We start from the raw sequence: 13,782 nt of genomic DNA on the forward strand, positions 1-13,782 counted from the left end.
TAAAGGAGAACTTTATATGGATGCCATATGGTCTTATGATGCGTGGATAGCACTAATCAAAATTATTGCTATTGATATTATTTTGTCTGGCGATAATGCGATTGTGATCGCAATGGCGACAAGGAAGCTTCCGAAAGAGCAGCAAAATAAGGCAATTTTTTGGGGAACGGGCGGAGCGGTTATTTTGCGGATCTTGTTTGCCGCCATCATTGTCTTTTTGCTGAAAATCCCATTCGTACATTTAGCTGGCGGACTTTTATTGCTTTGGATTGCGTATAAAGTGTTGGTTGAGCATGAAGAGACAGCGAATATTCAATCATCTGATCGTCTTTTAAAAGCCATTTGGACGATTATCGTAGCAGATGCAGTAATGAGCTTAGATAATGTGGTCGCTGTGGCGGGGGCATCGGAAGGGCACGTTGGTATGATTGCATTTGGCGTAGCTATCAGCATTCCGATTATGATTTTTGGCTCGAAGGCGATCGTGGCCATTATGGAAAAACATGTGTGGATTACGTATATTGGGTCCGGCATTTTAGCTTGGACAGGAGGAAAAATGATGATGGAGGATGAGGGGTTTACAAGTTTCCTCCATTTGCCAAAAGGTCCGCTTTCTTATGCGATTGCTGCGGGTTTGACGATTTTTGTACTGGCCCTCGCTTATCTGACAAATAAAAAGGCGGAAGCGCAAAGAGAAAAAGGCAGAATGATATAAAAGGATTGTTAGCGTATCCGTCGGGGTCTCCTATCTCTCAACGGAGTATAAATCAAAGAGGTTCATTGGATTATAGATGAAAATGAATTTTTTCACATTTGGGGATTTATATGATGTTGTTTCTTAGCAATCGATTCATAGGCCTGAAAGCGGCGTTGCTTGTACCTTTGCTACATGAATAGATGATCCAAGGCTGTGGATTTGTTCTGATCTATTGTTAAATCTTCAGGCTGCAACATGATATCTTGCTTAAAAGAAAAATGACCGAACAGCTTGCTTAACGGACGAAAGCTTAGTCTTTAGTGAAGCTGTTCGGTTCTTTAATTTTTGTTGGTTTGGCTCTGTACTAGAGTTCCATTCGAGCCTTAGCCGTCTGCTACGACCACATAAGCAGCTTTCACAGGGCCGTGGACCCCCACTACTAAGTTCATCTCAATGTCGGCTGAATTGCTTGGACCGGTAATGAAATTGATACATGATGCGACTTCTTTTCCCGCTTTGACTTGCTGATGGATATAAAAAGCGGCTTGCGTCATTCGGGGAACGATGGTGCTTTTCGGAATGATGCAAATATAGTTTTGCGGTAAGAAGCTGACAGTGCGTCCTTTTCCGCGATCGCTGAATAAGACGACGGTCCCCGATTCTGCCAATGTGATATCGCTAAAAGTGATCCCAATATTCGCCTGCTCAGCCTCTGTGATATTGACCGCTCCAAGAGACGGGTCCCATATATGAACGTGAATGCCGCTGTTTCGCCAATGATGGTACAAAAGATGGGATAATCCATATTCCGCAAAACGCGGATCATTCCATGTCACGACAGGACCGCCCCCATAACGGGATACGACTTTTTGCAAGGTAAGAGGAAGCTGTTCTTTGTTTGTCTCAAATACATCGGTATGGATGGCTGCACACTGCGTCTTCAATACTTCTAGCAAATCGTCCTCACTATACCCTTGAAATACAGTCCATTGCGGCTGATGCCGCCACTGAGGAGCCTGCACGTTTGTCGCGTACGCTTTCCGTTCAAGCCGCTCGGCAACTTGATTTAAAAACGCTTCTCGGCGATGGATACGTCCTCTTTTCATGGCTGATCCCCTGCTTTCTTTCGATGATGAAACCAATCGCGAAACCTTTCTTTTTCGGGCGCTGGGAATTCGCGAATCGCTGTCCACGCTTTTAACGGTCCGGGTCCTTTTGAAATGCGTTCATTGGTTGTAAATGGATTCAAGACGCTTGGTGCCATTTTCGAGCCCAGTTTGTAAAATGTCGTTGATGCTGCACCTAAGCCAAATGCTTTCATGGCTAATTTTTCTGAAATAGGGGCTCTTCCTTCTTGTTCCACGATGACTTGCCGATGCTTATGCAGCAGTTCGTGAAGCGGTATTTTGACAGGACATGCTTCCGTACAGGCTGCACATAATGTTGAAGCGTACGGCAGTTCTTTATAATCATCATAGCCTCCAAGCAGTGGGGAAAGGACGGCACCGATCGGCCCGGAATAAATGGATCCATATGAATGACCGCCAATATGACGGTACACCGGGCAAACATTGACACAGGCCGCGCAGCGAATGCATTGCAGCACGGGTTGAAATTCTGTCCCTAAAATATTGGATCGGCCATTATCGACAATGACAAGGTGAAACTCTTCTGGGCCGTCTATCTCTTCAAGATGGCGAGGGCCGGTTAGTACCGTAATATAGCTTGTTAATTTTTGCCCGACAGCGCTGCGTGTGAGTAAGCTTACAAGCACTTCCATTTCTGCGAAAGTCGGCACAATTCGTTCCATGCCCATAACGGTAATCTGTGTTTTAGAAAGGGCTGTTACTAAATCGGCATTTCCTTCATTTGTAACAAGCGTGATCGAACCGGACTCGGCAATGGCGAAATTGCAGCCGGTAATGCCGATATCGGCGCTTAAATACTCCTGGCGCAGTGTTTGGCGGGCATGAAGGGCCAGTTCTTCTGGCTTTTCGGTTTTGTCATAGGCCAGCTTCTGGCGAAAAACATCGCGAATTTGTTCTTTATTTTTATGCAAGGCGGGTGCGACAATGTGGGAAGGGGGATCATGGTCATCCATTTGCAAAATGTATTCTCCGAGATCCGTTTCAATGACTTCGCAGCCCGCTTTTTCCAGCACAGCATTCAGATGGATCTCTTCTGTAACCATCGATTTGGATTTGACAATTTTTTTGGCTTGCTTTTCCATGGCGACGTCAAGAATGTATTGTGAAGCTTCTTCGGCAGTTTGGGCGAAAAAAACGTGTCCTCCGCGCTTGGCAACGTTTTCGCTTAATTGAAACAAGTAAAAATCAAGATTGGCTAGTGTATGTTGGCGAATTTCTTCCCCGAGCGCCCGCCATTCTTCCCAATTGCCGAGCTCCGCAGCGGCCTTTAACCGTCTGGCATGCAATCGTTCTTGGGCTCCAGCGACAGCGCCGCGCATAAATGAATTATCAATTCCTGATTTTACGCGTGCATGAAATGGCTCTTCTCCGATTTTCATCGACATATTTTTTCCCTCCCTCATTCATGGCTATTAAGCACTTCTGCAATATGCATCACTTGAATTGGTTTCTGCGCTCGTTCGATGCGCCCCTTTATATTCATTAAACAGCCGCAGTCCGCAGCGATTAAATAATCCGCTTCTGTTTCTTCAATATGCTGGATTTTTTCATCCACCATTTGCTCAGAGATGTCCCCCATTTTGACGGAAAACGTACCGCCAAAGCCACAACAGGTATGGGCATTCGGAAGCGGAACCATTTCCAAGCCTTCCACATGTTTTAATAGTTTAAAAGGGGCTTCTTTCACACCAAGCAACCGCGTCATATGGCATGACGTATGATAGGTTGCTTTTCCTTGAAGCTTAGCCCCCACATTTTCTACTTTTAACACCTCCACAAGAAATTGAGTCAATTCGTATGTTTTGGCTGCGAGAGCTTTTGCCTTTGCTTCCCATTCCCTGTCTCCGCGGAAAATTTGCGGATATTCTTTAAACATGGTGGCACATGAGCCAGAGGGAGCAACAATATATTCTGCATGCTCGAATGTACGAATCATATGCTTCATCGTTTCTTTTGCTTCTTTGACGTATCCGCTATTGTAGGCGGGCTGTCCACAGCAGGTTTGGGCGTCCGGGAACTCGACTTCGCATCCTAATCGTTCCAGCAGCTCGACGGTTGATTTGCCGACATTGGTATGAAATAAATCTACTAAACAAGTAATAAACAGCGTGACTTTCATCGTGCGTTTCCCTCCTTGGTATTAAATGATGGAGTTTCTCGGTATGGAAGTGTATCTTGAATTGAAAGAAAACATAATCGTGGGTATGGGATCATCGATGTTTACGGGAAAATCAATGATTTCAACCGGCCATCCACCGAAGCTCCCTTTTGTTTTGCTGCACATATGGAAGCAAGATAAACAGGTCATCAGATGACTATATGAATAATTATATAACAATTTTGAAAAAAATAAAGCGCCATCTTTCTTTAGTTGGCGCTATGAGGAGAAATATATTTTTTTAGTACTTGCTCTACGTTTGATAGATGCTCTAGCATGCGAGCTTGTGCAGCATTGACATCTTGGCGCTGAATCGCTTCAAAAATATTCATATGCTCTTCAAGCAGCTGTTCGCTTGTTGCTTGTTTAGAAAAAAGCCAAATTCGTCTTGTTTCTCGCATGGTTTCTATCATCATTTCTGATATATTGTTCATCAGACTAACCAAAATGGGATTTTGTGATGCTGCTGCAATAGCAATATGGAAGAGGAAATCAGCTTTTTCCCCAATTTCTTCATTGCCGATTCCTTGCCGCATTTGTTCGAGTGCCTCCTCCATCGCTTTCAAGTCCCTTTCTGTTCGCTTCCGGGCAGCTACGCCGGCAGCGCCCACCTCTAATAGTTTGCGGACCTCCAATAAATAGGCGATATCTTCCTTTTTCATAAGAGCGGCAATGGAAATAGGAAAAGAAAGCATCGTCGGATCAAATTCACGGATGTAGGTTCCTTCTCCTTGCTTTAGTTCAATTAAGCCCATGGCTTTTAAAGCGGTCAGTGCTTCGCGAATCGCTGCACGCCCCACTTGAAAATTCTCTGCTAGCTGCTGAACAGAATCGAGCTTGTCTCCGGGCTTCAACACCCCGTTTTTAATCATATCAAAAATGGTTTCCGCTACTTCTTCGTAAATTTTTTTCGGTTTAATTTGTTTATATTCCAAAAATAGTCACCTCATACTGAGAAGTGTAACAGCTTGTCACATAATTTATATTATACAAAAATTTTCGCAAAGAATCAGCGAAAGAAATTTCACAAAATTTCATAATTTCATATTGAGTTTTTTCTAAAGAGAGCATATAATTTTTGTCAGTATAAACACATGGTCATCAGATGACCTAATTATCATCTTTTTCAGGGGAGATATTAAATTGGGAGGGGATTTGCTATGCAGTGGAAGCAAGATTTTACACCGATTGCTGATAATTTAGCCTTATCGGCCGTTGTGGCTCTTGTGCCGATTCTTTATTTTTTTTGGGCGCTGGCGATTAAAAGAATGAAAGGATATGTAGCAGGCGTTACGACTTTGATCGTTTCATTGGTCATAGCTGTAATCGCTTACAGGGTGCCTGTGTCAATTGCTGCCATGTCCGCCACACAGGGGGCTGTTTACGGTCTTTTGCCCATCGGATGGATTATTATCACTTCGGTATTTTTGTATAAATTAACAGTAAAAACAGGAAAGTTCGATATTATTCGCAATTCGGTATTGTCTATTACAGAAGATAGACGGTTGCAAGCGCTGCTTATCGCATTTTCATTTGGAGCCTTTTTAGAAGGGGCGGCCGGATTTGGAGCGCCGGTGGCGATTTCTGCTGCTTTGCTCGTAGGACTTGGATTTCATCCATTATATGCGGCCGGCATTTGTTTAATTGCTAATACAGCCCCTGTCGCTTTTGGGGCCATCGGTATTCCTATTACTGCGTTAGAAGGGCCGACAGGCATTCCGGCAATGGAAATTTCAAAAATGGTGGGTCGGCAACTTCCATTTTTATCCTTCTTTATTCCGTTTTACCTTGTACTCATTATGGCTGGATGGAGAAAAACGATCGAAGTGCTGCCGCCGATTTTGATATCAGGAATTTCATTTGCCGTTACTCAATATGTTAGCTCAAACTTCTTGGGGCCGGAATTGCCAGATATTTTATCAGCGTTAGTGTCGCTTGTTACTTTGACGGTTTTTTTGAGATTTTGGAAACCGAAAACCATTTATCGTTTTGATTCGGAGTTGGAAGCGGCAGCGACCATTCAAACACAAAAGCGCTATACAAGCGGTGAAGTATTCAAAGCATGGTCCCCGTTTTTAGTATTAACCTTGTTTATTTCGATCTGGGGAATTCCACAGATGAAGGCAGCGCTCACGGGGCATTATGAAGGAACAAATGTGATGTTGAAAGCGCTTAATACAATAGGGCATTATTTGACATGGATGCCGGAGGTTCCCGGATTAAGCAATAAAATTATTGATGCCAATGGTGAGCCGATTGCAGCTGTCTATAAATTAGAACTGCTAGGAGCAGCAGGAACAGCCATCTTCTTAGCGGCTATTGTGACCAAGTTTATTGTCCGCATTTCTTGGAAGCAATGGGCCGAGACTTTTGCCGAGACGTTGCAAGAATTAAAGTTTCCGATTATTACGATCACAGCCGTAGTTGGTTTCGCCTATGTGACCAATGCGTCTGGAATGAGTACGACATTGGGAATGGCGATGGCTAAAACAGGTTCACTGTTCTCCTTCTTCTCTCCGTTTCTCGGATGGTTAGGGGTGTTTATCACAGGCTCAGATACATCATCTAATTTACTTTTTGGAAATTTACAGAAGATTACCGCTGCTTCGATCGGAATGGATCCTGTTCTTGCACTGGCCGCTAACTCATCAGGAGGTGTGACAGGGAAAATGATTTCACCGCAGTCGATTGCGGTTGCCTGTGCTGCGGTAGGTTTAGCCGGCAAAGAATCCGATTTATTCCGCTTTACAGTCAAGCATAGCATCTTTTTCATTATTTTAATTGGGATTATGACATTTTTACAGTCTACTATTTTTTCATGGATGATTCCATAGTGCTTGCTGAAAAAAGGAAGCCAGCACAGGGGGAGACCACCTTCTCTGTGAAAAGGCTCCTTTTTTCTTAAGTTATATAGAACGGGGCTTCCCTTTCATTTTTCTATATTTAGCGGTGCGAATTCTATCAATTCCATTGACTTGCCTTCGATTGTCTAAAGGCTCGTTGCCTTAGTTTATCAAGTCATAAACAAGCATTGAAGTCGACTAAAAAATGATGAAAGCCATGGCTTCTTCTTATAGATAAGAAGGCGATGCCAAAATCGGCATCATGCGCTCTATCTTCAAGCTGCCTGTATATCACGTTTTTAGAGAGGGTGAGAATCATTGATTTCTGAAGCAGCTAAACAATTATTTATTCAAATCGTTGGCCGGGAAAACTATGACGATTCCAAAGCGGGGAGGCTTGTTTATTCCTATGATGCCACTCCGCAATTTCAAGCGATTCCTGAGGCGGTGATGGCGCCGCGAAATACGAAGGAAGTTTCCGAGATTGTGAAAGTTTGCGCCGAGTACCGCATTCCGATTGTTCCACGCGGTTCCGGTACGAATCTGTGTGCCGGAACATGTCCGATAGAAGGTGGAATTGTCCTGCTTTTTAAGCATATGAATCGCATTCTTGAAATTGATGAAGACAACTTAACAGCAACGGTTCAACCGGGGGTGATTACGCTCGATTTGATTAAATCAGTAGAAGAAAAAGGGTTGTTTTATCCACCTGATCCAAGCTCGATGAAAATTTCAACGATTGGAGGAAATATTAATGAAAATTCCGGTGGTCTGCGCGGGCTGAAATATGGAGTCACTCGTGATTATGTCCTTGGGCTTGAGGCGGTGTTGGCCAATGGAGACGTTATTCGCACAGGAGGAAAATTGGCCAAAGATGTGGCTGGTTATGATTTAACAAGATTATTGGTTGGATCGGAAGGAACGCTTGGAATTATCACAGAGGCTACGCTGAAGCTTGTGCCGATGCCGGAGGCAAAGAAAACGATGCTAGCTCTTTATCAAGATTTAGAGGCGGCTGCCCGATCTGTGTCCAAAATTATTGCAAGCAAAATCATCCCTGCGACATTGGAATTTTTAGATCAGCCAACGCTTAGAGTTGTAGAAGATTATGCACAAATTGGCTTGCCGACAGATGTAAAGGCCGTTCTTCTTATCGAGCAAGACGGTGCACGTGAAGTGGTGGAAAGAGAGATGCGGCAAATAGAAAGAATTTGTAAAGAGGAACAGGCGGTGTCTGTACAATTGGCCCGTTCTGAACAAGAAGCCGATGCTTTGCGCACAGCGCGGCGTTCGGCATTATCCGCCCTTGCTCGCCTACGGCCGACAACGATTTTGGAGGATGCCACTGTACCGCGTTCAGAGATAGCAAAAATGGTAACAGCCATCAATGAAATTGCCGAGAAATATCGCGTCATGATTTGTACATTTGGGCATGCCGGCGATGGCAATTTGCATCCAACATGTCCGACGGATGCACGTGATGATGAAGAGATGGAGCGAGTGGAAGCAGCGTTTGCCGAAATTTTTGCCAAGGCGATTGAGCTTGGGGGTACGATTACCGGGGAACATGGAGTGGGAGCCATGAAGGCGCCATATTTAGAATGGAAGCTTGGCAAGGAAGGGGTAGAGGTGATGCAAGCGATCAAGCGTGCGCTTGATCCCTACAATATTATGAATCCAGGAAAAGTGTTTGCGAAAAGTACGAGGAAACGTGTGGTGGTAACAAAATGACTTCGTCAAAGGAGCAAAAAGCGATCCAAGATCAGTTTCGTGAACGGATGAACGAAGATGAGCTTATGAACTGTATGCGTTGCGGTTTTTGCTTGCCGTCATGTCCCACGTATATAGAATCGGGATCACAGGAGCTGCATTCGCCAAGAGGACGCATTGCCATCATGAAGGCGGTAGTCGATGGTTTGATTGAACCGGATGAGGACGTTGAACGTACACTGAATATGTGTTTGGGATGCCGAGCTTGTGAGCCGGTTTGTCCTTCAGGCGTCCGTTATGGACATTTATTGGAAGAAGCGCGCGATATTATTCAGCAAAATAAAAAACATTCATGGCCTGTTCGCGTGCTGCGTAAGCTGGTGTTTAAAGAATTGTTTCCTTATCCTAATCGTGTGCGCGTAGCAACAGCCTCCCTTGGATTTTATCAGCGCTCAGGACTGCAAACGTTTTTACAGAGAACGAGATTGTCTCATGTTTTGCCTGCCCATTTAAGGGAAATGGAAAAGGTTTTGCCAAGTGCTCCAACGCTAAAAAAAATGAAAAAGCGGCCAAAGCATTTGCCGGCACAAGGAGAGGCGAAACGAAGAGTCGCTTTTTTCTCCGGCTGCTTAATGGATACGCTGTTTATCGAAACGAATGATGCAACGATGAAGCTATTGCAGCTAGCTGGATGTGAAATTGTCATTCCATCTTTGCAAACATGCTGCGGCGCTTTGCATGGACACAGCGGAGAAAAAGAGCAGGCTAAATGGTTAGCCAAGCGAAACATTGAGGCGTTTGAGCAATGTCAGGCAGATGCCGTTATTACAAATGCAGGCGGTTGTGGAGCGTTTTTAATGGAGTATGATCATTTGTTGAAAGATGATCCTGATTGGGTTGACCGCGCTAAAGCTTTTGTGGAGAAAATTCGTGACATTTCTGCTATTTTAATAGAATTAGGGTTTCAGCATAAAGGACTGAAGCTGCCGCCGCAAATTGTTACTTATCAGGATTCGTGCCATTTGCGAAATGTCATGAGAACATCATCTGCGCCGCGGCAACTGCTTCAATCGATTGCTGGTGTAGAATTTCGCGAAATGAGAGAGTCTGATCGCTGCTGCGGTTCTGCAGGGATCTACAATATTGTTGAACCGGAAATGGCCATGCAAATTTTAGATCATAAAATGGTGTATGCAGAACAAACGGGAGCGACTACCATTGTGACGGCTAATCCTGGCTGTTTGCTGCAAATGAAACTAGGAATTGAGAGGAAAGGGCTGGGAGAAAAAGTTCGTGCTGTGCATATTGTGGAAGTATTATTTGAAGCGGTTAAGGAAAGCGGCTTGTTTGAAGAAAGTAAAGACGGGTAAGCAGGATAAAAATTTTAGGGGATCTACGTATAAGTGACTTGCTAGCTGGACATAATAGGGGTGTAGAGTTTTCCAAGTATTCCCCCGATCCCCTGTGAATATATAAAAGTCCCTTCATTTTTATGGAGGGACCTTTTTTTGAGTTATGCTACTCTTTTAGCGCCGATAAATTTTGGTTTCCAGTAAGAGTTATTTAAACGATCGATTTTTACACCGCTTGATGTAGCATGAATGATGGAGTTGTTGCCAATGTAAATCGCAACGTGGGAAGCACCTTTTTTATATGTACTGAAAAATACGAGATCACCAGGCTTTAATTTTGATGTATGTACGCTTGTTCCTTTTTGGTACATAGATGCTGCGGATCGCGGTAATGTTTTACCGACCTTTTTATATGTATAGTAGACAAAGCCGGAACAATCAAAGCCTTTTGGAGTTGTACCGCCGAATTTGTAAGGAGTGCCGATCATTTTTTTTGCTTCTGTGACGACTTTTTGTGTATTTACAGCCGCTTCCGCTTTGAAAGCGTTACCAAAAAGAGAACTAAATACAATCATGAATGATAGTAGAGTGACTGTAAACGTTCTATTCATTTTCCTTAAACCTCCGACAACGAGTTTCCGTTTCTTTCTCACAGGTTTCAGTATAGCAAAAATATTGTCGAAATGTTGTTACATTTAAATTAAATAATATTACAGACAAATTACAAAATTTGATGACGAAGATTTAAGACCTGGTACTATATATAAAGCTTTATGTGACTACACTTTCAGCGTTTGCGCTTTGTTTATGCGAGGAACAGAAAGCGTTCGGCTTCATGTCTTCACATTCGCCGATCAATCGGCTGCTTTTGTTTACCGATAGAGCGTATTTAAAGGATATACATATATAACTAGAGAATGTCAGAAAATGTCGAAAAAATAGGAAGGATGAAGGGAGAAACCTCTATATTTTCCATTTATAATAATAAATAAAAGTGCATGGTGAGCGTTTATGCTATCGAAAATGAGTGAATATATGTTATTTACTGTTGGCATTTTAATCGTGATTTTATTCGGACAGCAACAAATGAATCGATTGATTCATAGAAAGCTCAAGGTGTCTATTTTTTATATAGCGCAACGATCGACAATGCTTTTTTATGTTTTTGTTTTTTTACTGCTAGCCACTGGCATTTGGTATGTGAACGGGCTTGAACATCAGGAACGCCAAAAATATGAACGAAATTTGTCACGTTTGGCGGCAAGTTTCGCCGCTGAACTCTCGCAAATGAATCACCAGCAGGTAACAGACACAACCAATGCAAATGATAAAACCTACCTCGGTCTTTTGCGTACGTTGAATCGCTGGCAGCATGATCATCCCAATATACGCCAAATTTATACATTAAAACAACGAGCAGATGGTCAGAATTATGTCATGCTTTCCGTCAAAGCAGATGATGGAAAGCATGATGGACAACAGGTTCAGGATTTGCCGAGCGGGGCGGCCTATCAGGCGCATATGTCAGAGCTGGCGCAAGCATTTCAAGGAAAGATCAGCATTAAAAATGAGGGGGATTTGCCAAAAAACTTTGTTATATTTTGTCCAATCCTAACACAGCAAGGCAAGGTGGATGCCGTTTTAATCATTCGCTATGATGGAGCACACTATATGAAGAAAATGCACCATCAACTACACAAAGGAATGGGAAGGATCTTTTTACTATTTTTTATTTCTTATATTTTTTATTTATTGCTGCTCTATGTCCGCTTAGACAAACTATCTTTTAAAAAATATAGCGAAGAAGTGCAAAGGATTCAGCATCGTCTTAAACGTCTTTCTGAAATATCTATGGAAGGAATTATTATTTATTCGGGGCAAACGATTTTGGAAGTGAATCATGCTGCATGCCGGTTATTCGGTTATACAGAGAACGAGCTGATGCGGACACCGATGGAAGCGCTTGTCGCTTCCCCTCCATTGCCAGATTGGACGCAATCTTTGGTTGAAGATACGACATATGAAGTGCATTTGCGTAAAAAAGACGGCACGACTTTCCCTGCAGAGGTTTTGAAGCGCAAATATGATGATTATTCCCGATCCCGAATGGTCGATGTAGTAGCCGTCCGAGATATTACAGAACGAAAAAAACATGAAGATCGAATGAACTATATTGCGTTTTATGACGATTTAACAGGTTTGCCTAATAAAGAAATGCTCTATCAGATGTTAAGCGAAAAGCTAACGGATGCACAAAATCTCAAAAGAAAAACAGCAGTTATGTTTATGGAAGTGAAGGGAATAAAAGCGGTAAATGATTTGTATGGCTATACGGTTGGGGATCAAGTGCTTCTAGCATCCGTGGCGAAGATAAAAAATCTAGTCGGTGAAACCGACATTTTTGGCAGATGGGGCGGGAACGAATTCATCGTCATTTTGCCGCAAGTGGACAGAGACGAACAAGTAAGCGAATTATGCCAGCGTTTAATCGAAGCAATGGAAGAGCCGTTGATCGTGAACAAACAGGAATTTCGCTTGACGCTAAAAATCGGCATTAGTTGTTATCCGAAAGATGGAGATAATGGTCACACATTAATTCGCAGAGCTGATATAGCTAGACATGAATTGTCAAAACAGGCCATTGGCCAATTTCGCTTTTTTGAGAAACAAATGAATCGAACCATTTATGAAAAAATTCATATGGAAAGAGAATTGCGCAAGGCGCTGGAAGCGGAGGAATTTGAGCTTCACTATCAGCCGCAAATTCAACTGCAAACAGGAAAAGTGATCGGAATCGAAGCACTTATCAGATGGAAGCATAGGGAAAAAGGAATGATCTCGCCAAACGCATTTATTCCGATTGCCGAAGAGACGGGTTTCATCATTTCGATTAACGAATGGGTTATGGAAACAGCATGCCGGCAAACAAAGCTGTTGCTTCATCAATATCCTTCCTTATCCGTTTCTATTAATTTGTCGCCTTGTGAGTTTGAAAGCAGAAAGCTTATTTATAAGCTTGCGAAAATCCTTGAAAAAACCGATTTTCCGCCCCATTGCCTAGATATCGAAATTACTGAACGCATGACGATGGATACGGAAAAAGCCATTCCGATTTTAAAAGAGCTGAAAAATGTAGGTGTCAATGTCAGTATTGATGACTTTGGGACAGGGTACAGCTCGTTAAGCTATTTGAAAAAACTGCCGATTGATCGCTTGAAAATTGACCGTTCATTTGTGCAAAATGTCCAAAAAGAAGAAGAAGCTATTTTGCCAGCGATTATCACTTTAGGGCATAATATAGGTGTAAAGGTGCTTGCGGAAGGGGTAGAGACAGAGCTGGAGGCTGCCTATTTAAAAGAAAAACAATGCGACGAAGTGCAAGGCTATTATTATACAAGGCCGCTTCCGTACGGCGAATTGGTACAATTTCTTGATCAGCATAAACAGCAAGCAAGTGCCATCATAAGCTAAAGATGGATGTGAGATCAAATGGATATTATTTCAAAAATTGCGGAGGAAAGAATTCGGGAAGCCTTGAAAAATGGGGAATTTGATCATCTTCCTGGATTGGGCAAACCGCTGGAGTTGGAAGATTTGTCGCATATTCCTGAAGACTTGCGAATCGGCTATCTGCTGTTGAAAAATGCCGGATATGTCTCTGAGGAAGTCGAATTAAAAAAGGATGTAATGACCATCGAAGACCTATTGCGTTGTTGTGATGATGAAACAGAAAAAGAGAAACTCAGGAAAAAACTGAATGAAAAACTCCTCCGTTGGAATTCGCTGATGAAAAAGCGCAATAAAACGAACTCTCAAGCCTTGCGCGACTATCAGCAACGGATTGATGAAAAGTTTCGATAATCAATAGAAAAGC

Annotated in this window: 11 protein-coding genes; 6 read left to right on the forward strand and 5 right to left on the reverse strand. The window is 42.9% G+C overall.

Annotated features, from left to right (window positions below; all coding sequences use genetic code 11):
• Nucleotides 1-16: 16 nt before the first annotated feature.
• Complete coding sequence (locus AT864_RS03705) at nt 17-715, forward strand: TerC family protein (protein WP_044743879.1); 699 nt, start codon at nt 17-19, stop codon at nt 713-715.
• 365 nt (nt 716-1,080) lie between these two features.
• Here AT864_RS03705 and AT864_RS03710 read toward each other — a convergent pair whose 3' ends face one another.
• The 4 genes from AT864_RS03710 to AT864_RS03725 all read right to left on the reverse strand — a co-directional run bounded on the left by AT864_RS03710 (nt 1,081) and on the right by AT864_RS03725 (nt 4,938).
• Nucleotides 1,081-1,803: a lactate utilization protein C gene (locus AT864_RS03710; RefSeq protein ID WP_066146627.1), complete on the reverse strand. Its 723-nt coding sequence runs from the start codon at nt 1,801-1,803 to the stop codon at nt 1,081-1,083.
• Complete coding sequence (locus AT864_RS03715; protein WP_066146630.1) at nt 1,800-3,230, reverse strand: LutB/LldF family L-lactate oxidation iron-sulfur protein; 1,431 nt, start codon at nt 3,228-3,230, stop codon at nt 1,800-1,802. Before AT864_RS03715 ends, AT864_RS03710 begins: the two co-directional genes overlap by 4 nt.
• Nucleotides 3,231-3,244: 14 nt before the next feature.
• On the reverse strand, nt 3,245-3,964 hold the full coding sequence (locus tag AT864_RS03720; protein WP_066146632.1) for a (Fe-S)-binding protein: 720 nt from the start codon (nt 3,962-3,964) through the stop codon (nt 3,245-3,247).
• A gap of 248 nt (nt 3,965-4,212) precedes the next feature.
• On the reverse strand, nt 4,213-4,938 hold the full coding sequence (locus tag AT864_RS03725; protein WP_066146636.1) for a FadR/GntR family transcriptional regulator: 726 nt from the start codon (nt 4,936-4,938) through the stop codon (nt 4,213-4,215).
• Between the two features lie 225 nt (nt 4,939-5,163).
• On the opposite strand from AT864_RS03725, the gene AT864_RS03730 reads away from it, so the two are divergent.
• The 3 genes from AT864_RS03730 to AT864_RS03740 all read left to right on the forward strand — a co-directional run bounded on the left by AT864_RS03730 (nt 5,164) and on the right by AT864_RS03740 (nt 9,926).
• A complete protein-coding gene (locus AT864_RS03730; RefSeq protein WP_066146638.1) occupies nt 5,164-6,837 on the forward strand; it encodes an L-lactate permease in 1,674 nt (557 codons plus the stop codon).
• Between the two features lie 327 nt (nt 6,838-7,164).
• The gene (glcD, locus tag AT864_RS03735; RefSeq protein WP_066146641.1) at nt 7,165-8,577 is read left to right on the forward strand and encodes a glycolate oxidase subunit GlcD; all 1,413 of its coding nucleotides are present in this window, start codon (nt 7,165-7,167) and stop codon (nt 8,575-8,577) included.
• Nucleotides 8,574-9,926: a (Fe-S)-binding protein gene (locus AT864_RS03740; protein ID WP_066146643.1), complete on the forward strand. Its 1,353-nt coding sequence runs from the start codon at nt 8,574-8,576 to the stop codon at nt 9,924-9,926. The genes glcD and AT864_RS03740 overlap by 4 nt, the downstream gene beginning before the upstream one ends.
• 143 nt (nt 9,927-10,069) lie before the next feature.
• Here the strand turns inward: AT864_RS03740 and AT864_RS03745 are convergent, their stop codons facing one another.
• Nucleotides 10,070-10,519: a C40 family peptidase gene (locus tag AT864_RS03745; RefSeq protein ID WP_044743871.1), complete on the reverse strand. Its 450-nt coding sequence runs from the start codon at nt 10,517-10,519 to the stop codon at nt 10,070-10,072.
• A gap of 400 nt (nt 10,520-10,919) precedes the next feature.
• On the opposite strand from AT864_RS03745, the gene AT864_RS03750 reads away from it, so the two are divergent.
• Complete coding sequence (locus AT864_RS03750; RefSeq protein ID WP_066146649.1) at nt 10,920-13,379, forward strand: bifunctional diguanylate cyclase/phosphodiesterase; 2,460 nt, start codon at nt 10,920-10,922, stop codon at nt 13,377-13,379.
• Between the two features lie 18 nt (nt 13,380-13,397).
• Nucleotides 13,398-13,769, forward strand: coding sequence for a DnaJ family domain-containing protein (locus tag AT864_RS03755; protein ID WP_066146652.1), 372 nt, complete (start codon nt 13,398-13,400; stop codon nt 13,767-13,769).
• Nucleotides 13,770-13,782 lie beyond the last annotated feature (13 nt).

This window comes from Anoxybacillus sp. P3H1B, from assembly GCF_001560855.1.
GTDB classification, from domain to species: Bacteria; Bacillota; Bacilli; order Bacillales; family Anoxybacillaceae; genus Anoxybacteroides; species Anoxybacteroides rupiense.

Coding starts and splice junctions, on each gene's coding strand:
- AT864_RS03730 (WP_066146638.1), top strand. CDS start 5,164: ATGCAGTGGAAGCAAGATTTTACACCGATTGCTGATAATTTAGCCTTA.
- AT864_RS03740 (WP_066146643.1), top strand. CDS start 8,574: ATGACTTCGTCAAAGGAGCAAAAAGCGATCCAAGATCAGTTTCGTGAA.
- AT864_RS03745 (WP_044743871.1), bottom strand. CDS start 10,519: ATGAATAGAACGTTTACAGTCACTCTACTATCATTCATGATTGTATTT.
- AT864_RS03715 (WP_066146630.1), bottom strand. CDS start 3,230: ATGTCGATGAAAATCGGAGAAGAGCCATTTCATGCACGCGTAAAATCA.
- AT864_RS03705 (WP_044743879.1), top strand. CDS start 17: ATGGATGCCATATGGTCTTATGATGCGTGGATAGCACTAATCAAAATT.
- AT864_RS03750 (WP_066146649.1), top strand. CDS start 10,920: ATGCTATCGAAAATGAGTGAATATATGTTATTTACTGTTGGCATTTTA.
- AT864_RS03755 (WP_066146652.1), top strand. CDS start 13,398: ATGGATATTATTTCAAAAATTGCGGAGGAAAGAATTCGGGAAGCCTTG.
- AT864_RS03710 (WP_066146627.1), bottom strand. CDS start 1,803: ATGAAAAGAGGACGTATCCATCGCCGAGAAGCGTTTTTAAATCAAGTT.
- AT864_RS03720 (WP_066146632.1), bottom strand. CDS start 3,964: ATGAAAGTCACGCTGTTTATTACTTGTTTAGTAGATTTATTTCATACC.